This is a genomic window from Tardiphaga sp. (genome assembly GCF_044340795.1).
GTDB lineage: Bacteria > Pseudomonadota > Alphaproteobacteria > Rhizobiales > Xanthobacteraceae > Tardiphaga.
On record NZ_JBIISY010000019.1, the window covers coordinates 1 to 20,702 of the forward strand.

The window sequence follows — 20,702 nt, forward strand, 5'->3', positions numbered from 1 at the left end:
GGGATATGAGACGCCGTCAAAGCTTCCCTTCACCATGGAGGAACGTTCGGATAACGGCCGATGCGGACGGCTCACATCTATCTTGACGGGCATTGAGTTCGAGACGATGTCAGCGCTGTTGTGGAAGCCGTCCTGCTTCACGACAAAGCTGTGCTTTCCGAGCTTCAAGCGCCCCGTCGCGAAGCTCCACACGCCATTGTCATTCGCAGTCGCCGTTCCGATCTGCTTCTCGCCATCGAAGACTCTGATGGCGCTCCCGGGGAACGCACTTCCGTTCAGCGTCAACGCGTTCGCCGATGTGATGCCGTCACCAATCGCCCCCGTATCGGGCGCAAATGAAACGATCGCCGGCGTGGTCACCAGTGTCGCATCCCTAGACACGGTCAGCGGCGTATTGCGCGCCGATACGGCCAGCGGCGGCGGCGGATCGATATGAACCTTGGCAGACTGCGAGGAGTAGAAGCCAATGGTCGACCATTCCGTCGAGAGCTTGATCCAATTGCTGCTTCCGGCCCCCGGATTGTTGCTGTGGTCCTGGAGATAAGGCGCTTTCGCGTCGATCCACCAGTCGGCGCCGACCATGGCGATCAGATCAAGGCGCGCATCAGTGACCCGGATATCCATCTGTACATAGACAGCATCAACGGAACCAGCGACATATGTTCCGCGCGCGCCGAACCAGAAGTGATCATTGTGATCGAGGGTCGGTGGATTGAAGCTGACACGTCCACCTTCCTGTGTCGCCATCATCATGGGATGGCCGGCATTATTCAGGAAGCTAGGGACGAAGTGACCGCCGACCAGTTGTGTCTTCGACTGGTCTTGAACCAAGGTCCAGCCACCCGCTTTCGCGCGCACATATGTCTTCGCATTTGCGACTTCAACCTGTGCAGCGGGATTCGAATACGGGGCGGCGCCAATCCTCTGATAGACCTGCCCCCAGCCTTCGACCGCCGTGAAATGACCCGGCGGAATCTTCTTGCCATCGTTGTTCCACCCCTTGAACCAGTTGTAGCTCTGGGGCACGCCAACGGGAAAACCTTCGCTCTTTCCGACCGTGTTCTGCGTCACGACCTGAGGAAACGAAACATCCATCAAACACCTCGCGTCGATACCACGCTTCGCCTATTTGGATCTCATCACCCTCGAGCAACCGAATATAGATACGGCTTACGAACAACGGGTTTGGCCGTGGCGCGTCCCGCATAGGCGAAGAAAAGCGCCATCGATGTGAAATTATCGACCAGATTCTCGGAGATGAAATAGATCAATAGAACGGTGAACAGGATCCGCGGCGCCTGCTGTTTCAGCGACGCAAGGATGCTGGCAACGAAAACGACAAAGATCACAAAGCTGAACAGGCCATATTCCGCCAGGATACGCAGATAGTCGTTATGAGGCGGCATCGGTGCACTGGCGATGTAGCCGGTCTGCCCCGATCCATATCCAAACAGGATCACGCCGATACCCTGCGACGTGTACAGGTCCCAGATATTCGACCAGTGAATGACACGAAAGAAGGCTGACAGATCGGTTGTCCCTGTCATGATGACAAGTTGCTTATATGACGTCCGCGCGATCGTGCTCGGACCCAGATTCCAGATCAACGCGATGCTATCGAGCCCCGTGATCAAACGATCCAATGCACCAGCAGCAAAGGCACCGATCCCTCCAATTGCAATCACGATGAAGGCGAGAACAACTTCCTTGCGCAACGGAAACACCGACCACACACCGATGGAAACGATGGTTGCAAGTGCTGGACCTACCCGATTCATCAACAAGGCGTTCATGAACTGCAGAACGAGGACCTTGTTGCCAAGCCACGGCGACAGAGCAAAGAACAGAGCCGAAAAATAGAGCGCGGCCGTGTTTGAATTGGGAAAATAGGCGACCACGTCCGGATATTCACGGCCGACATAGATCTTTGTGCTTCCTGTGAGCATAAACAGGAGCGGAAGGATGCCGAGAAGGTAGATGCATCGTTTCTCGCCAACTCCAATGCGTCCGGGGGACGCCTGACCGGCGAGATAGAACGTAAAGATCGAGATGTATTTCAACGTGTCGGGCACACTTGCCACCGACATATTCGCGAGAAAACTCAAGCCGGCAAACGCACAAGCCAGCGCAGCGAGAATCTTGTGAAAATGATTGTCGGCATCGGAGGCAAAGATCACGACGATCGAGTAACCGATCAACAACAGGCTACACATGTTGCTGACGCCGTTCAGCACACCGGAGCCAGTAGCGTGATATCCGAATGTGAGCACGTTCATGGCGACGAGCCCAACACACGTTGCCAGGAAAAATCTGTCAGCCGCGGTCTTCGATGCAGGGATGCTGCCCGACGGAAACGGCGCATCAACCATCAATTTCTGCACAGCATCCGCTCCCTCGCCTTCACCAATTGTCTGCTTACTCGTAACCGGCAAAGGCCAACGCCGCCCGCAGATCCGTCATGGCGCAAGCATCCGAGACATATTGCATTGCCCACTGCCCGATTTGATCATCGTCAATTCAGCGCAGGGCGATGCCGCCGCACGGGACGGATGTTGCAATGTTACGTTACTGGGCGCGGCGCCACTTCAGGATCGGCGAGACGATCGACTTTCCCAGTGGCGTGCGCTGCAATCCAGTCTTCAAGAGATCGATGGCCGGCGACGGAAGCGAGGGCATCAATTCATTGCGTATGATGACGCTGCCATCTCCCGTATCTCGGTCGCACTCGGCCGCTTTTCTCACACGGTCATGCCAGTCCGCGCTTTCATGAGATACATTCTTGAAGTACTGGGCTGACCAGTCCTTTCGCGCGCTGGTCGGCACCGTCAACGACTTATTGGCTTCATGCTTGAACAGCATGGGCTGCGCCTGCCTGATCGCCAGACGTCGCATGATCTGTTCGGGCGAACGATACGGAAAGTGCTTGAGACGTATCCGTGAATGTGATGTCAGCCCACGATTGTCTGGCCAGATCAGACCGCCCCAGATCAGACCTTCCCGGTGACGCACGAAGCGCGGCTCGCTCCAGTTATTTTGATAGAATGTAAGCCTCTCGCTGACCGGGCGCGCCGACCACGCTTCCGGGTTCTGCTCATAGGCCGCAAGATCGATATCCGTAAAATAATAATTGCAAGTCGCCGAGTAGACGAAGCCCGACTTGCGCCACAGATTGCCGAGAAACTGGCGCGGCTCGTCGATATAGATTTCATCGCCATCGAGCCGGCACCACCAGTCTCCGCATGTGGCGACCGATCGATAGGCCTCGAATATCTCTCCGCGCAATTCATCGGTAAATTTTCGATCATCGCGGCCGACGACGACGATCTTCGCGCTCCGCCTGGCCAGCGCCTGGATGGTTTCCCACGTCCCGTCGGTGCTGCCGTTATCGAATATGAAGATATTATCGCTCCACTTCAACGCGTGCTCGAGCGTTTCACCGATGATGTCATTCTCATCCCGTACACAACAGATGCTGAATATCTTCATGCATATCTCCGCGGCCATGTGATCCGGGTAGTGCGCAGTCGAGATTTAAGTGCTTCCGCGCATATTCTTGCGCCCCTGTTTGCAGCCCGTTGACTGATCTTCGTCACGCTCCTCAGGCTCCCAATGATGCAGCCGTGTCTGGATTGGCGTCCGAACGGGATCGTGCTGCCGAACCGAAAAGCGACCAGTATCGCCAGACAAGAACCCCCGTCGACGTGAGAAGGATCGCCGCTCCTGCGCCGTGCAGGCCAGCGGTCGGCAGTAGCACCAATTGGGCGCACACCAGTGCAATCACCGAGACGACATTGGTGATCGTCATCAGCCGATCCTCATGAGACGAGAACAGCGCCATGGCACCGAAATCGGCCATGTATCGCACTGCCATCCCGGTCACGATCAGCCAGAGCACCGGCAAATGGCCTGAAAGTGCGGCCTGGCCCAACCACGGCAAGGCAACCTGAAAGGCGGAGGTGATCGCGACGCTCAACGCAAGCGTTGCGACAGCCGAGATTTGCATGAATCGCCACGCCAATTGACGGTGCGCAGGCAGGCCACCTCTGGCAAAGGCCTGGATCAGCAACGGACGCTGTTTCTGCTGAAGAACGAGCCCAAGGAAGGTGGTCGTCGCGTTCGCCACCGTCCAGAACAGAAAATAGATGCCGGCTGCCTTGATTCCAAGGAATAGCGTCACGAGGTAACGATCGATATACTGGCTCGCAACAAAGCTGAGATCGCTGACATAGAACAGATATGACTTCCGTACTGTATCGATGACGAAGGACATCCGGAAGCGACCCGCAAACGCCTTCCAGGGCCAGGACCGGCAGAGCCAGGCAAACAGCATCATCGATACGACGCCGCCCATCAGCCACGCGGCGAACAGGCACGACAAAGTTCGCATATCGGGGAACGCGATTGCCAGCGGCATGTATATAGCGATCCATGCCGCTCCCCGTACGAAGGCGATCAAGTTCGCGGCCAGATGATGCTGGCGATTGGACAGCAGATAGAACACGTCATTGCCGACATGCTCAAGGTAGATGACAGCTACCAGAAGGATCCAGATCGATGCGACGCCGAACACGACTGCCGATACAGCGGCGATCGCGAGAAGCAGGATGTAGATCGCCGACACGAATGACCAGTACTGCCACAGGCTGTGGACCAGGTCCTGCAGGCCGGCGTTGACGGCAGTCCGCATCAGGAGATGGTTCATCCCGATATTGACGGACACAGGCACGATGGCAATCGCCCCCGTAGCCAGACCGTAGACCCCCAGCGAAGACAGATCGAGATAGTGCGCGATGAAGATCGCGAGCGCGAATTTTGAGCCCATCACGGCGGCTCGCATCGACATCACCATCATCACGGCGACTGCATTGCTGAGCGATATCGACACTGCCGCGACGTCTTTCTCCTGTGGCAGGCCCTCGTGGCCCAGGGGCCGTGGCATTCTGCGCCCGATTGAATCTCGAACTGGGCCAATCCGCCCATGATGGCGACCCGGACCGTAGCAACTCTCCTGACAGCAATTTGACGACCGTCATGATTGCTGCAAATTGGCGCCGCAAACGAACATGAATGTCAGGCGCGTACTGACAACACCTCACGCAAGGCGTGCGGGTGCTCCCTGTCGCTGCCGCAATTGTGCGGCCAGGAAATCGGGACAAAGCAATTTCGCGATGAAACGAAGGACGGCCGCACCATCGACTCCGGCAAATTCGCGCCGGCAGCGCCATACCGCCCCCGACAACTCCATCAGAGTTCCGCCGCTTCCGCGATGGTCGGACAGGACAATCAATGCCCGACGAGCAAAGAAGCGCCGTGCCTGACGCACGATCGCTCTCTGGTCATCGTCCGCACTCATATGGATGGCAGCGTACTGCCTCACCAGATCGACGATCCGGCTGCCATCCACCAGTAGAGCATCGATCTCCAGACGAGCGGTTTCCGATCTCTGGTGAAATGTGAATGCTGCGCAGGCTTCATTAATGAAGCCGGCCTTCCCGAGAAACAGAAGCTGCACCCAGGCGGCGATGTCGGACATATGCGGCATGTCGAGCGGCAGTCCGCCATTCGCCTGAAACAGCTCTGTGCGCATGACCACGCTGCACATGGTGACCGTGATCCGATCTGCAAATAACTCTCGCAGCACATCGGTGCCTGGGACGATCCCCGTCGCCAGCGCGCCGCTGACACATGCCGGCTTCGTGCGACCGAGCGAGGCATTATGGATATCGCTCAGGGCGATCACAACTGGCAGGTCGGGGTCTTGCCTGATGAGGCCAGCACAGCGCTCAAGAAACCATGGAGCCATCCTGTCGTCGTCAGAAACAAACAGGATGTATTCGCCCCGAGCGTTGGCGAGACATGCATTCCAGTTCGGCGCCAGGCCGATATTGGTCGCCTGCCTGACGACCCGCAATCGACTGTCCGCAAATCCAGCCAACATGGCCTGGGTATCATCGATCGATGCATTGTCGGAGACAACAATCTCGAAATTTGCATAAGTTTGCGCAAGCGCGGCTTTGATGCAGCCTTCGAGAAGTGCGGATCGGTTGAAAGTCGGAATAGCGATCGTGAAAAATGGATCGCCTTCACGGGAAGAACCAAGACCGCTCAAATCCGAAACCATCACGAAGATCTCCGATCGTCGGCGGTCGATGCTCTGCCTGACCACACCAAGCCGCATGCTTTATGCGCAACGCATCAGGATACTGCGATTTCCAGCGACCACATGCGCGCAACAGGCGTTGCACTCATCCATCAGGAATATCTGCCCGGCATCGGGCATCCCGGCTTTACGCAACCGAAATGTCTCAGCTTGCACGACCGGCAAATTGACGGCCGTCAAATCGGCTACGGTGGTGTTTTGCGGCAGGAACCTGTGTGAAAATAACGACGCGCGGCAGAAACAGTCTGCCCTGCCGCTACAGGCTAGAGTGGCAGGGCAGATTCAAGCGACGATGTTACGCACGGATTTACAGCGAGCGGTTAAACGGTGGATCTGGCAAGCACCTGGGAGAGCGACGACGTCGCCTCAGACGAAGGCAAGACGCCGATCGGTGCAGAGTTTGGCGAAACCGTAGCGGAATATTGCATCATCAGATCGAGCGCGGCAGCATTTTGGCTCGCCGTCGCCAGACTGGCAGAGGAGGCCCCCTGTACCGTGAGCCGCACATTATCGTAGAGTGCGCCAAGCCCGTCGCCGCCTTGGCCGGCTACCTCGCGGAAAGTCAAACGGTCCAATCCGCCCGTACCAGTTACCGTGAAATTATAGGTGCTCCAAGAATTCCCCGGCGGAACGGTCGCGATCAGCTGGTCGTTCCAGAGGACTTCCATGGAGCAGGTCGCCCCGCTGAAGCCAGGACGGGATCGGGCATCGAATGCAAGATTGTAAGTCTGGCCGACCGCGGTATTGACGTCCTGATACAGCCCGTCGCGCGCGCCGACATAATCGAGTTCGCCAAAATTCATGCCGTCAGTGGCCGTCACATTGTTGAGGTTATTCCAGAGCTCGATCGTGCCGCCCGAAATGGCGGTCCAGCCGGGAATGGACGAAAAGCCGGCCCAACGCCCCGCCGATACTGCTGAGTCCTCGAACGACCCGTTGACCAACAAGTTATCGCCAACGACCGGCGGCTTCGGCGGCGGCGTCGATGTATCCGGTGGCACCGACGGCCTCGTGACCGTGACATTCATCACGGCCGATGAAGCCCCCGTATTCCCTGCCACGTCAGTCGCGGTCGCGGTGAAGTTGTGAGCACCATAGGACAATTCGGCTGTCGCAAAACTCCATGAGCCGCTGCTGTTGACCGTGGCCGTGCCGATTGAGGCACCGCTATCAAATATCCGCACCGTGCTGCCTGCTTCTGCCGATCCGGATAGGGTCAGACGGCGCGCGCCGGTCGCACCATCCCCGATCGTGCCCTCATCCGGGCTGAACGCCACGACTTTCGGTGCCTGCGGCGCGATCGTATCGACTTGTACATTCAGAGCTGCGGAGGCCACACTGACATTGCCGGCGGCATCCGTCGCGCGCGCCGTAAAAGCATGAGTCCCGTTCTGCAATTGCGGTGTTGACAGACTCCATGCGCCATTGCCGCCAGCTCGCACCGAGCCGATCTGCGTCGCCCCATCAAAGATCCTGACGGTGCTATTTGCCTCTGCCGTGCCGGACAAAGTCAGCACGCTCGCGGAGGTAATCCTGTCGCCAGCCACACCGGTGTCCTGCGCGAAGCCGACAAGCTTAGGTGCATCTGGTGCAACGGTATCCGGCGGCACGACGACGGGTGGATTGCCCCCGGCACCAAGCAGAGGGGGTGGCAGGTCCGCCTGAAATTCTGCGGTACTCAATGAGTAGTAGCCCAGTGTCGTCCACTCGGTCGACAGAACGGACCAGTTGCTACTGCCGACACCCGGATTGTTGCTGTGGTCCTGCAGATAGGGAGCGCTCGCATCGCGCCACCAGTCAGCGCCGACACTCGCGACCAGATTCAGCTTCGGGTCAGTGACCCTCATATCCATCTGTACGTAAACAGCATCGATCGCGCCGGCCGCATATGTTCCACGCGAGCCGTACCAGAAATGATCGTTGTAGCCGGAGGGCGGCGCCGCAAACGCGGCCGCGCCATTGGACTGCGAATTGACCTTCATGGCGTAGCCGGCATTTCCGGAGAAATCGGTTACGAAATGGCCACCGGCAATCTGGCTGCGGGACTGGTCCTGCACCAGAACCCACTCCCCCGTTGCCTTCAGGCGAACATAGGTTTTTGCATTGGCGACTTCCACGGACGCATTTGCATTCACATAGGTCGCGGCACCGACCTTCTGATAAACTTGTCCCCACCCCTCGACCGCCGTGAAATAGGAAGGCGGCGTCTTCATACCGTCGTCATTCCAGCCTTTGTACCAATTGTAGCTCTGCGGCACACCGAGCGGGAAACCTTCACTCTTGCCCAGCGTGTTCTGCGCGATGATATCTGAAATCGATATTGCCATTCAGCTGTCCCCGTTGTTTCCAGATTGCGCGACAGTTGCCCGGACCCGCGCCGATAAAACGTCAAAACATGCCACGCCCACAGCGAGCGAATCGCCTATGATGCTCGCAGCGTATTTTGTCGTGAATGTGATTTGATACTTGCTGACGTGCCATGCGCGGCAATCCGACGCGCGCATTCTTTCTTGTTCTTATGTTCTGGCTTGGCCTTTTTATGCAAGGCCGAAGGGCACCGACGATTGGTCTAGTTTGCAACTAGACCAATCGATTGATGTATTATGCGCAACACCGGCCGTGCGTCATACACGGGGGACAATGTCTGCGTTACACAACTAGCTATCTTTTCTAATCGCTCGCTGCACCCGATATCGCTCGCAACAGTATCAGGCGATCTATCTGCCTTGCAGTGCCGCGGGAGTGCAAGATCGCCCCTCCGCGGCATCATCAATTCGAGCTAGTCCGTTCGGACTGGTTACTCGGCCGCCTGCATCTCGCGCAAATGATTCCGAACGGAGCGCCGGACCGCCTCGTTGAATCTGACCACGTCGTCGTCGCCATGACCAGATACTTCCGCTTGCCGTTGCTGGCGACGCAGGGCGGCAAGTTCAAGCAGGATCGCCATCGCCGCCCCCAGCAGGATACCAGCGACGAGCGCAATCATCACGATATGCATCAAACGCGGAAACACAGGAGAAATCGGCCGCTCTCCCTGCTGGATCACGCGAACACTGGAAAGCTGGGTCTTCTTCGCAATATCGAGATTGATCTGCTCCTCGATCACCCGGCTTCCGTAATGATCTGCGGCCGCGGACGCGCGCGTCAGGACACGCTTCAAGCGGTCATACTCAGCTTCCTTAGACGACAGCAGCGCTAGTTCGGAATTGATCTTTTCCAGCTCGATCACGAGCAGCTTCTCAACCCTGAGCAGGCCGTTCAGGTCGGTATTCACCTTCAGGAGGTTCGCCATGGCATCCTGATAGACCTTGACCAACAGAAGTGGCGGGGCTTCCTCATTCTGAGCTACGCCCACCGAATTCTCGGTTTCCTTGTAATCGCGTCCACGCAGGTTGCTGACGATGCCCGTGACGGTACGCGACTGATAGACCGGCCGCAGAATCCCCAGCTGATCCAGAATCGCCTGTTTCTGTCCTTTGCGATCCTCGATCTGTCCGCGGCTCGTTGCGATCGACGTATTGAGATCGTCGGCCCGCTTGAGCAGCAGTGTTCGCTGGTCGGCGACCGAATAGATCGACGCGGCCACGGAGAAGTTTCGCAGGTCTGTTCCCGCCTTTTCTGCCTCGGCCTCCAAACGCTTGTTCTGCTGCTCAAAGAAGATGTCCGCTCCGGGGACTTGAACGAGGTCCGCCTGGGTCAGAACCAGAGAGTTCGCGAGCTCGTTGACGAATTCGGCGGCTATGATCGGGTCACGATATCGAAACGTGATCCGCAGCAAGTCAGACCTGCCTTCGGCCCTCGCTGAGATCCGGTCGCGCAGCGCACCAATCGTGGCCAGCTTTTGCGCTGCCTCGGGATCAAGTATCTCCTCTTCGCCGACTTTGGTTTCCGAGCCCGGCGTAGACGCCGGCCTGAGAAACGAAAGCTGCTTAGGAATGAGTTGGAGATAATCGTAGCTGGTGACAAAGTTGATGAAGCGCGCCATTGCGCCGGGCGCCTCAGGTTTCTGAGACAGGCGATCGAAACCGACCCTGGATGCTGCCTGCCGAATGACGTGATCTGTGGTCACAATTCGCGCCAGCGAATCCACACGGCTGGACAGGTCCATTCCTTCGCTGAACGCCGCATTGACCGTGGACGATTGCTTGTCCTTGATGCCCTGTCCCACTCTCAGCAGCGCGTAGGATTCATAGCGCTCGCCGACCGCACTATAGAACATGTATGCGAGCCCCGACATCAGCGCGATCGCCAGATACGTCATGCGCCGACGCCGCCAGAGAGCCGGAATCAGGTTCGTAACCGTGTGGGAATAGCTGTGATTGACTTGCGACACGATCGGACACTCCGAGTTCGATTCGACGTCTGGACCGACTGAGCGCGCCTGTTGGCGCCCGTCTTATCGTCCATCAACGCAATAGTCGGTCGGTCGCAGGTTCCTTATTTGACCGCCGTCAACTCCGCGCATGCTTGTCCAACAAGAATGAAATCACGTCGCCGTCAGAAGTCCCCGCGAGCCATTTGAGTCCAGCGCGCGAGAACTTTGCGCGCCGGAGGATGACATCGCGTCGACACGCCGGGGCAGCGGTCACGCAAATAATCGTGTGTATTCAGTCGGATGGGCGGTTGCGATGACGATCATGGTCACTGGGGGCGCCGGGTACATTGGATCTCACACCTGTGTAGAGTTGATCCAACGCGGATATGCAGTCGTCATCTACGACAACTTTTCCAACAGCCATCCGGAAGTAATAAATCGTATTGCCACGATTTCGGGTATCGCTCCCGCTGCAGTCCGCGGGGATATCCGTGACCAGGACGCGCTCCAGACCGCGTTGCGTTCGCATCGCTGCGAGTCGGTGATCCATTTTGCGGGCGTGAAATCTGTTTCCGAATCGGTTGCGGATCCGGTGATGTATTACGACATCAATGTCACCGGCACGCTGTCGCTCATCAAGGCAATGCAACGCGTGGGCGTCGTCGAACTCGTCTTTTCGTCATCGGCCACGGTCTACGGAGAGCCGGATACTTTACCACTGAAGGAAGATCATCCTCTTGCTCCGTTCAGCCCTTATGGCCGCACAAAAAAGGTCGTCGAGGAATTTCTGCACGATGTTGCCGCTTCCACATCGCCAATCAGAACGGCGATCCTGCGATACTTCAACCCGGTAGGAGCGCATGAAAGCGGCCTGATCGGCGAAGATCCGCACGGACCGCCGAACAATCTGATGCCATTCGTCTCTCAAGTCGCTGTCGGTCGCCGGCCATTTCTCAACGTCTTCGGCAATGACTACGCGACGGTGGATGGAACGGGCGTCCGGGACTATGTTCATGTGATGGATCTCGCCGCAGGCCATGTGTGTGCGCTCGAATGTCTCAAGACGGATGAATTCATCACGGCCAATCTCGGCACCGGCCGTGGAAGCAGCGTGCTGGAGCTTGTCGATGCCTTCGCGAGGGCGAGCGGCAAACAAATCCCCATGAGATTCGCACCCCGGCGCGATGGTGATATCGCGAGCTATTACGCATCCCCTGACTTTGCGCAACGCGTGCTCGGCTGGCAAGCCAGGAGAAGTCTGGAAGACATGTGCAGAGATGCCTGGCGCTGGCAAAAACAGAACCCAAACGGTTATCGAACCGAGCAAAACCGGAATTTGCCTCGGCAACTGATCGGGCCGGAGCTCACTGGATACGCTGACCCATCAAGTGCTCGTATACCCGCCCAACTGCCCTAGGTCGGCTGAGCTATTTCGATTGACAAATGCCAGACGGGAATGCCCCGTCTTCGTGGTTGATTGCCCTTGCCCTGCCCGCACATCAACGCTTAAGTATTTACGATCAATTCATTCATTTATTGGTTGCGCGCTGATATTGAACAAGAAATGGCCATTCGCTTTCAAGGCAGGCGACCGCATTCGGTTTAGCGAACTCGGGCGACAACGGAATCCGCGATTGCGTGATCGCGTAGGCTCTGTACTCGCCGTCGGCGGCAAGATCCGAAGCAGTGATAGCCTGCTCGTCTTGCTCGACAACAGCGCCTCACCCATCAGACTGCATCGAAGCTATATCGAACCACTGCCCGATCGCGGGCCTTGCGCTTAACTTCGACAGCGCGGCTGGCAAACGCACACCCCACCGTTTCTTTGGCCTCCTCGGAGTGCGGCACACCGAGCGCAAGGTCTTGAAATAGGAACAGGCCGGATGTGACACGTTCTAGAACGACAGCCTATTCTTCGAAGAAAAGAATCAAGAATACGACGACGGTCAATTACCGCGCATCATTTTGCGCGTAGATCTATCGGAAGCCTAGGCCATTCGGTCTCGATCATTCCGTGGTGTGCTTAGTATTTCCTATGACTGCAAGATTTTTGAGCGCGCGTCGATACGAATCAACCATCATGATCGTGTCAGACGCCAATCTCCTTGATCACAAAGAAAACGGCAGAGAAGCCATGCGTGTCTCTACAGCATTAGCACTAGCTTCGGTGTCTATCCTGGCGGCGGGATGCAGCGCTTCCAGCAATGTGAGTGAGTTCGCAGGCGTACCGGCCTATCAGCTTCCACCTGACCATATCCGCTATCGCCCCCAAACCACGGGACGACCTGTCCGAGAAGCGGTGACGACGGTACAGGAGACACTCGTCATTCTCACACCGCAGGAGGAGAACGCGCGATTCCTGGCATTTATGGAGGCCGAGAATGGCAGATTGGCCAAAGTGACGACCATCTGCCGACACTGCGAGGGTGCTCCAGCGCCATTGCCATCCTATGTCAGGAGCCAAAACATCGACCTCGCAAAGCCTAACCTCGATACAAAAGGCGACGAATCGCCGTCGACGCGCAGCGAACATGCGTCACGCGGGCAATCGACGAGGTAGTAGCGTGCATCCGCAGCCCGATCGCGTCTGTACCAGGGGTCGCACCGGCAAACATCTGTGAGATGCCGATGGCAGAACTGACTCAGGGGCAGCTCGCGCTTTTACGCATCGAAGTCATAGGCCCTGCACCAGGTTGGAATGCCGATCTGGAGGTGAGACTGTACAGCATGATCGTGACGGGAGCCGAAGCGGCCGATCTCCTTATGCGCGGGTTGCTGGAAGCCATTCCACTCCCTCCTCCCCATGATGAAGAGTTTGACCTAAGCTCGGGCTCAATCATTCTCGATCACATCTGGAGGCCCACCGAGGCCGGTCTATCTGCCTTGTCGGCCGCCCTCGCCGGTGATTTCGTAAAGTGATCCATTCGATCTGCAAAGCCGGTCGCACACAGACCGAGCACGCGCGCCTGCCCCGCGTCACTGCGATCCTTCAATCCAACAACTATTCGAATACCCGTGCGTTACTAGACGAAATTGCCAAGCTCTCATTGCGAGACTTGCGCTTCATCAACTCACCGCGCGCCGGAACGGCTACGAGAAAACAAGCCGGATCTGCAGTCGCAACAGCGCCGGTCAGACTCAGGGCTTGGTCCCCCGCCGAGCCCTGAGCCGACGAATTTGCCTCATTCGCGATCCATCGCGTCGACCATTGAGAGCTCCGGCATGGAACTGAAACGATTGCCCTCCCAACGCGTCGACGATAACGAGTTTCTGCTTTCGTCATCGGATCGCTATTTCGATACGTCCACAGGCACGCTAACGCTCATCGGCTTGTCGTATGACGAGACGCGGGAGTTCATCGCCCTGAACGTTTCGTTGTGTCAGGCCAGCGATGCCACCATGGACGAGAACCATGAACGCCACCTGGAGACAGGCTGTGAAATGCGATGGCATCAGCTCCATCAGAAACACGAATCCGCGAGACATGCATGGCTGCGCGAGCGGGCAACTCCGGTGTGGTAGATTGCCTGCCTTACCGCATTCGATACGCCACCACTCGATTAGCTGGTAGGAGCGAGGCTCCATTCGCCCCAGATCGATACGCCGCCTTCTTGCAAAGAGACCAATGACGATGGAAATCGATCTGGGCCAATTCCGCGACAAGACCATCCTTGTCATCGGAGCAACCGGTTTTATCGGACGACATCTCGTCGATTCGCTCATTGATCTCGGCGCGACCGTCGTCGGCGCATCGCGTCGCGAGGCTGCTGAGGGCGGACAGACATTCTGGCGACAGTGTGATGCCAGTGACCCTCGACAACTATCAACTCTGTTCGACGAGGTGTCTCCCGACATCGTCTATCAGTTGACCAGCGACAGCCAGGGTGGGCAGGAACTGTCACTCATCGCTGAAAGCATCCGCAATGATCTGGTTGCAACGGTCAACGTGCTAACGGAAGCAACCCAACGCGGCGTCGCCCGTGTCGTTGTGATCGGTTCGCTGGAGGAGCCCAAGGGAGACGCGTCGCAGGCCACTCCGTCTTCTCCTTATGCGGCAGCGAAATGGACGGCATGCGCTTATGCGCGCATGTTTTCAGAACTCTACGGGTTGCCGGTGACCGTGCTACGCCTGATGATGACATACGGCCCCGGGCAGAAGCCGTACAAGGTCATTCCATACACCATCCGGACTCTGCTGGCAGGTGAGCCCGCCGCCCTGACGAATGGCGAGCGCAAGCTCGACTGGATTTACATCGACGATGCAATCGACGCCATTCTGCGCTCCGGTCTTCTTCGAGAGCAGGATGCACAGTCGATCGACATTGGATCGGGCACACCGGTCTTGATGCAGGATCTATTGATCACGATTGGGGACATTATTGGCCGGCCGGAATTGCTCTCATTCGGAAGCCTTCCCAACCGTATGCGCGAACGGGAGGAGGTCGCGGACCTTACTCGCGCGACCAGCAAACTCGGGTGGGAAGCACGCACCTCTCTGAGAGATGGTCTTCGGAAAACGATCGCCTACTACCAGTCGACAGCGGCCATGACATATCTAACGACGTTTCCAGTGTTGCTGCCATTTCTCATGCAGCATTGATCGGCTCATCGTCAGGACGAGCCAAGCACTTGATCCATTGCCGCGCCTGTCATTTGCCGGTGGCGAGCAATACGTCGTTGCGTGCATGAGCGGGATTGCGCTGCAGTAACCAACATGATTTCGGCAGCCAGAAAAGTCTGGAAGCCTTGCTCGGCTGTTCGCCGCGGCCTGCAGGCCTCCGACAGCCCGCCCCACACATGGAAGTACACCGACGACCTCATCCGTCTGGCCAGCTTTTCAATCGATCTCGCAAACCCCGCTAGTTGGGCATCGCACCCATGGCCCGAGTTCTGAGTTCTGCGTAAATGGATAGAGTGTCCGCCTGTAGCACAGGCCCTCACCACCGGGTCCGCCCGCTTTCGGAAAGCTCGCCATCCCTATGGCATCATTCATTCGCATCGATCCAACCCAGACGATTCGATTGGAAGCGCACGACGCAGCATTGCCCTGCGAAATCTGCACGACCGGGACGAACTCCCAGAGCTTTTGAACAAACGCTATGTCACCGCGTGCCTGGGACGGCACCAACACAGCCAACGAAACGAGAATTGCCGCGCGCATGTCCTGTTCTCCCTCACCGAACAGGATTGGAAGAATGAGCAACATCAATTTGACGATGGTCAATTGCCCATGTCACGGGCGTGTTTCGTTGTTAGCCAAGGAGGGGCGCCGGCATCATGCGGCCCGCCTTGATCGGAAACGCGGGATGCAATGTAAGCAGCGCGACCAGCTCGCAAGCATTCAAAGCTCGTCTGGACTTTGCTTGCCACTGCTGAGGCGCTCGGCAGCGGCATCCAGGACTTTGCGCGACGCTCCATATCGCGCGATCAGTTTGCGCGCTTCGTCCAGAGTTATTCCATGCTTGAACGCCAGGAAGTCGGGAGTGTAGCCCCCGTCAAACTCATTGCTTGGATCAGAAGGCATGCGAAATCAGCAATTCGAATAAAATGGCACGGTAGACTGACGACCTAGAACCAATCCTGTCCGAAGATACGAGTACGCCTGTGCTTTTGACACCTTAAAATTGAGACACCTTGCACTTCGCAGGGTGTTGCGGCGCCGCGCATTCGTGCTCCGTAAAGGCGGCGATGCCAGCGCGCCAGACGAATGAGACCAAGACGAACCGCGAGGTCGTCCAAAGCTCGGCTTGGCCGCTCCAGACGGCGATACGATAAGCCAAATGGTAATTTGGAAGATAGCGCCTTGCCCTAGAGGCGGCGATCGGTCCCGGTATCAGATGGGAAACACGATTCTCTAGGGAACACAGAACGTTAGAAGCTACTGGCGGAGAGAGAGGGATTCGAACCCTCGAAACAGTTTCCCGTTTACACGCGTTCCAGGCGTGCGCCTTCAACCACTCGGCCACCTCCCCAGTGCGCCTCTCATGACGGCTGCACGACCGATTTGCAAGCGCGCGCCGGCATCGATCGACGCTTTTTCGCAATTATCTGGAAAATAAAAGGATTTTGCCGCCCACGGGCCGCCCTGACGGCCCGCGATCTCGATCTGGCACCCCGACCTAGTGCAGGCGGGACGTCGCCGCCACCGAAGCGACGGAATGGACGGGCCAGACCACCGGCGCGGCGCCCGGCACATTGTCATTTTGCGCGGTGTCGTTGAGCGCATGGGCATCCTGCAACGCACTCACGAAATCGCCGAACCATTCCTGGATCGTGCCGGCGCGCAGCTTGGCCATCATGGCTTCCCAACGCATCCGGCGCTCCATCAGCGGCATCGAGAATGCCGTCGCGATGGTGCGGGCCATGCCGTCGATATCGTGCGGATTCACCAGCAGGGCCGTATCCAGCTCATTGGCGGCGCCGGCGAATTTCGACAACACGAGCACGCCGGGATCGACCGGGTTCTGGGCGGCGACATATTCCTTCGCCACCAGATTCATGCCGTCATGCAGCGGCGTCACGACGCCGACCTGGGCGGCGCGATAAAGGCCGGCGAGGACGGTCTGGCTGAAACCCTTGTTGAGGTAGCGGATCGGCGTCCAGTCCACCTCGCCATGGCGGCCATTGACGTCGCTGACCAGCTTGGCGAGCTGGTTCTGCAAATCGCCGTAAGCCTCGATATTGCCGCGCGACAGCGTCGCGATCTGCAGCAGCGAGACGGAGCGTTTGAGCTGCGGCTGTGCGGTCAGCATGCGATCGAAAGCGTCGATGCGATTGACCAGGCCCTTCGAGTAATCGACACGGTCGACGCCGATGGCGAGCTTCTCGCCATTCAGGCTGCGGCGCAGACGCGACACATCCGGATGCGACGACGATTTTGCAGCGAAGGCTGCAAATTTCGCGGGATCGATGCCGATCGGGAACACGGCACAACGCGACGCGCCGTAGCGCGACTGCACGGTGCCGGCCGAAACCTCGAGACCGAGATCGCCTTCCACATAGGACAGGAAGTTGTCGCGATCGCCATCGGTCTGGAAACCGATGAGATCGTAAGCCAGCATCGCCTCGACCAGTTCACGATGATGCGGCACGCCGCTGAAAATATCGCGCGTCGGCCATGGCGTATGCAGGAAGAAGCCAAGCGGCTGCGTCACGCCGAGCGCACGCAATTCGGCGCCGAGCGCGAGGAAATGATAATCCTGGATCCAGAACGCGGTGTCAGGCTTGCGGAATTTGAGCAGCGCACGGGCGAAGAACGAGTTCACCTCGCGATAGGACTGGTAATTGTCCTGCGTGGTGCGGATCAGATCGGTGCGGGAATGCAATGCAGGCCACAGCGCAGAGTTGGCGAAGCCTTCGTAATAGCCCTCGTAGTGCGCGGCCGGCAGATCGAGCATCGCCAGCGCGCCCGCACCGAGCGCCTCAATTTCAGCAAACGGTTCTTTCTGCGCGCCTTCGCGCAAACGACCGGAGGAACCAACCCAAATCGCGCCGGACTTCTCAACCACGGGCAGCAATGCTGCCGCCAATCCTCCAGTCATCGGTTCATTTGCCGAGGCGCGGGAGACACGGTTTGAGACAACGACGAGATTCACAAGATTCCCTCCTGATGGCTGGTCGAGGATAAACGTCCGTTCATCAATATGGTTCCTGGTCATCATTCGACCCGATTGAAACCAAATTCGGGCACGCAACAGTGGAACCCGACTTTTTCGTGGAGTTCCACCGCTTCATACTGACGCGATGGGAGTCGCTTACGCGACCTTCGCATCATCAATCAGCAATCGCCCGAGCCACGCGCGCACGTCGCGCGGTTCGGCGAAATGGCCTGCAACACCCTGCGCGTGACGGCCAACGGAGAATGCCAAACCATTCATGCCGGGCATGATGGCAAATACACTTTCATCAGTGACATCGTCGCCGAGGAAAATCGGGCGTCGCCCCTTGAACGGCTCATGCGTCATCAATTCGATCACGCCGGTCGCCTTGGTGAATCCCGCCGGCTTGATCTCGCAGACGAATTTTCCGGGCAACACTTCAATTGGTGCATTGGGAAGATCGGCACGGATCGCCGACACCGCATCATAGATCGCCTTCTCCGCATGGGGCGCGAGGCGATAATGCAGCGCGAGCGAATAGCCCTTGTCTTCCAGCAGAATGCCGGGCGAGAGCTTCGCGATCGCAGCCAGCCGCCGCTTCAATTCCTTGTCCATCGGCGGCGCGCCTGCCGCGACGGATTCGACATCGCGCCCCAGCCGCATTTCCGCGCCATGACCTCCGACCGCGGGAAACTGCATCGGCGCGAAGATCAGGTCGATATCGTTGACGGACCGGCCGGAGACGAGCGCCATGGCGCCATTGGTCCGCTGCAGCAGCTTGCCCATATTGGTGGCGAGATCCGGCGGCACCCAGACTTCGCGCGGCGTCGGCGCCATGTCGAGCAGCGTGCCATCGATATCGAGCAGCAAGGCGCATTCGCTGAGTCGCGGCAGTTCGATATCGACATGATCGAAAATCGCCGATGCTGCAGGCGGCGCATCGTCCAGGGCAATTTCGATGATTTTCTGCGGTGAAGTCATGATGTCACTCCGTCGCGGCCAATGGCCGTGCAACTGATTCAAGCGGCTTGCGTTCCGCCGCGATGGCATAGCGCCAGCCGACGATCGCAGCCGCGATCATCAGGACGGCGCCGAGAAGGTAACCGGCGAACACGCTGCTGCGCGAGCCGGTATCGATGAGGACACCGAACAGCGCCGGGCCGGCGATGCCGCCGATGCCGGTGCCGATGGCGTAGAACAGCGCGATCGCCAATGCGCGGACCTCGATCGGGAAGGTCTCGCTCACCGTGAGATAGGCTGCACTGGCCGCGGGCGAGGCGAAGAAGAAGATCACCATCCAGGCGATCGTCTGGGTCTGCGCGCTCATCACGCCGATGGAAAACAGATAGCCCGAACCTGCCAGCAGGATTCCGGACATCCCATAGGTAAAGGCGATCATCGCGCGGCGACCGACGGTGTCGAACAGCCGGCCCAGCAGGAGCGGACCGAGAAAATTGCCGGCAGCGAAGGGCAGCAGGTACCAGCCCACATGGCTCGACGAGATACCATAGAAATCCGTCAGGATCAGCGCATAGGTGAAGAAGATCGCGTTGTAGAAGAAGGCCTGCGCCGCCATCAGCACCAGACCGACCAGCGAACGCTGACGGTATGAGACGAACAGCGTCTTCGCGACCTCCAACAGCGGCGTATGACTGCGCTGGGTCAGCTTGATCTTCGGCAGCGACGCGATGACGTCGGGCGATGCCTTCTGATGCGCGGATGTTTCGATGTCGCGCACGATCTCTTCGGCGCGCTCGGGCTGGCCGTGGATCATCAGCCAGCGCGGGCTTTCCGGAATCCACATGCGCATGAACAGCACCACGAGGCCGATCGCAGCGCCAGTGAAATAGGCGATGCGCCAGCCATAGGCTTGCGACACCACGGCGGGATCGAGCAGCACGATGGCGCAGACGGCGCCCATGGCCGCGCCGAGCCAGAAACTGCCATTGATCACCAGGTCGGTCCAGCCGCGATAGCGCGCCGGCACCAGTTCCTGGATGGTCGAGTTGATCGCCGTATATTCGCCGCCGATGCCCGCACCGGTGAGAAAGCGAAACAGCGCATAGCTCGCGAGATTCCAGGAGAACGCCGTGGCCGCCGCGGCGGAAAGATAGAGCGCAAGCGTGATGAAGAACAGTTTCTTGCGGCCAATGCGATCCGTCAGCCAGCCGAAGCCGAGCGCGCCGATGACGGCGCCGGCGAGATAGGCGCTGCTGGCAATGCCGATATCGAGATTGGAGAATTTGAGGACCGGATCGTCCTTCAGCGCGCCGGACAACGCGCCGGCGAGCGTGACTTCGAGCCCGTCGAGAATCCAGGTGATGCCGAGGGCGAGCACGACGCGGGTGTGGAAACCGCTCCAGCGCAGATTGTCGAGGCGTGAAGGAATGTCGGTCTCGATCACCCGCGCGCCCTGCGCGGGCAGGCCGTCCGGCGCGATCGCCTGCGCGCTGCTCATGTCGCCCTGCTCCGAAGCATCAATACTGGGCTCCTCGGGTTCAAGGGCAAGGCGACGGCACGAAAGCGGATACCACCCGATGCCGACCGGCATGGGTTGCTTTGGTCCTGACAATGAATTCCCACGGTTGGCTAACCGGTTGGCACTGCGAAAGTTCCCGAATAGCGGCCA

At 58.4% G+C, this 20,702-nt stretch carries 15 protein-coding genes, 1 tRNA gene and 1 pseudogene; 5 read left to right on the plus strand and 12 right to left on the minus strand.

The annotated features are described in order from the left end of the window. The 7 genes from ACIQ17_RS05100 to ACIQ17_RS05130 form a co-directional block, all read right to left on the minus strand. Positions 1 to 1,095, minus strand: a 1,095-nt coding sequence (locus ACIQ17_RS05100) for an Ig-like domain-containing protein (RefSeq protein ID WP_398466069.1), incomplete at its 3' end; no start/stop codon positions are given. A gap of 44 nt (positions 1,096 to 1,139) precedes the next feature. Further along, positions 1,140 to 2,381, minus strand: a complete 1,242-nt coding sequence (locus tag ACIQ17_RS05105; RefSeq protein WP_398466071.1) for an O-antigen ligase family protein — start codon at positions 2,379 to 2,381, stop codon at positions 1,140 to 1,142. A 184-nt stretch (positions 2,382 to 2,565) separates the two neighbouring features. Further along, positions 2,566 to 3,486 carry a glycosyltransferase family 2 protein gene (locus tag ACIQ17_RS05110; protein ID WP_398466073.1) on the minus strand — a complete coding sequence of 307 codons (921 nt, stop codon included), beginning with the start codon at positions 3,484 to 3,486 and terminating at the stop codon, positions 2,566 to 2,568. 112 nt (positions 3,487 to 3,598) lie between these two features. Beyond that, entirely contained in the window at positions 3,599 to 4,852 is a 1,254-nt protein-coding gene (locus ACIQ17_RS05115; RefSeq protein ID WP_398466075.1) for a lipopolysaccharide biosynthesis protein, read from the minus strand. Positions 4,853 to 5,092: 240 nt separating this feature from the next. Continuing rightward, positions 5,093 to 6,121: a glycosyltransferase family 2 protein gene (locus ACIQ17_RS05120; protein WP_398466140.1), complete on the minus strand. Its 1,029-nt coding sequence runs from the start codon at positions 6,119 to 6,121 to the stop codon at positions 5,093 to 5,095. Between the two features lie 359 nt (positions 6,122 to 6,480). Next, positions 6,481 to 8,487 carry an Ig-like domain-containing protein gene (locus ACIQ17_RS05125; RefSeq protein ID WP_398466077.1) on the minus strand — a complete coding sequence of 669 codons (2,007 nt, stop codon included), beginning with the start codon at positions 8,485 to 8,487 and terminating at the stop codon, positions 6,481 to 6,483. A gap of 470 nt (positions 8,488 to 8,957) precedes the next feature. Continuing rightward, positions 8,958 to 10,493 (minus strand): hypothetical protein, encoded by a 1,536-nt coding sequence (locus ACIQ17_RS05130; RefSeq protein ID WP_398466079.1) that lies wholly within the window; start codon positions 10,491 to 10,493, stop codon positions 8,958 to 8,960. A gap of 295 nt (positions 10,494 to 10,788) precedes the next feature. Here ACIQ17_RS05130 and galE point away from each other — a divergent pair. From galE to ACIQ17_RS05155, 5 genes and pseudogenes are all read left to right on the plus strand, one after another. Beyond that, positions 10,789 to 11,793 (plus strand): annotated as a pseudogene (gene galE, locus ACIQ17_RS05135) (UDP-glucose 4-epimerase GalE); the annotation flags it as partial. Positions 11,794 to 12,555: 762 nt separating this feature from the next. Further along, the gene (locus ACIQ17_RS05140; RefSeq protein ID WP_398466081.1) at positions 12,556 to 13,035 is read left to right on the plus strand and encodes a hypothetical protein; all 480 of its coding nucleotides are present in this window, start codon (positions 12,556 to 12,558) and stop codon (positions 13,033 to 13,035) included. 68 nt (positions 13,036 to 13,103) lie between these two features. Beyond that, a complete protein-coding gene (locus tag ACIQ17_RS05145; RefSeq protein WP_398466083.1) occupies positions 13,104 to 13,394 on the plus strand; it encodes a hypothetical protein in 291 nt (96 codons plus the stop codon). Positions 13,395 to 13,697: 303 nt separating this feature from the next. Beyond that, positions 13,698 to 13,997: a hypothetical protein gene (locus ACIQ17_RS05150; RefSeq protein ID WP_398466085.1), complete on the plus strand. Its 300-nt coding sequence runs from the start codon at positions 13,698 to 13,700 to the stop codon at positions 13,995 to 13,997. Positions 13,998 to 14,106: 109 nt separating this feature from the next. Beyond that, positions 14,107 to 15,075 carry an NAD-dependent epimerase/dehydratase family protein gene (locus tag ACIQ17_RS05155; protein WP_398466087.1) on the plus strand — a complete coding sequence of 323 codons (969 nt, stop codon included), beginning with the start codon at positions 14,107 to 14,109 and terminating at the stop codon, positions 15,073 to 15,075. Positions 15,076 to 15,312: 237 nt separating this feature from the next. Here the strand turns inward: ACIQ17_RS05155 and ACIQ17_RS05160 are convergent, their stop codons facing one another. The 5 genes from ACIQ17_RS05160 to ACIQ17_RS05180 form a co-directional block, all read right to left on the minus strand. After that, positions 15,313 to 15,699 carry a hypothetical protein gene (locus tag ACIQ17_RS05160; protein WP_398466089.1) on the minus strand — a complete coding sequence of 129 codons (387 nt, stop codon included), beginning with the start codon at positions 15,697 to 15,699 and terminating at the stop codon, positions 15,313 to 15,315. A 658-nt stretch (positions 15,700 to 16,357) separates the two neighbouring features. Beyond that, positions 16,358 to 16,447: transfer RNA gene (locus ACIQ17_RS05165), tRNA-Ser, on the minus strand. Between the two features lie 147 nt (positions 16,448 to 16,594). Then, positions 16,595 to 18,070 carry a trehalose-6-phosphate synthase gene (locus ACIQ17_RS05170; RefSeq protein ID WP_398466091.1) on the minus strand — a complete coding sequence of 492 codons (1,476 nt, stop codon included), beginning with the start codon at positions 18,068 to 18,070 and terminating at the stop codon, positions 16,595 to 16,597. Positions 18,071 to 18,229: 159 nt separating this feature from the next. Beyond that, the gene (gene otsB / locus ACIQ17_RS05175) at positions 18,230 to 19,054 is read right to left on the minus strand and encodes a trehalose-phosphatase (RefSeq protein WP_398466093.1); all 825 of its coding nucleotides are present in this window, start codon (positions 19,052 to 19,054) and stop codon (positions 18,230 to 18,232) included. Positions 19,055 to 19,058: 4 nt separating this feature from the next. After that, positions 19,059 to 20,531, minus strand: a complete 1,473-nt coding sequence (locus tag ACIQ17_RS05180) for an MFS transporter (RefSeq protein ID WP_398466095.1) — start codon at positions 20,529 to 20,531, stop codon at positions 19,059 to 19,061. Between the last annotated feature and the right edge of the window lie 171 nt (positions 20,532 to 20,702).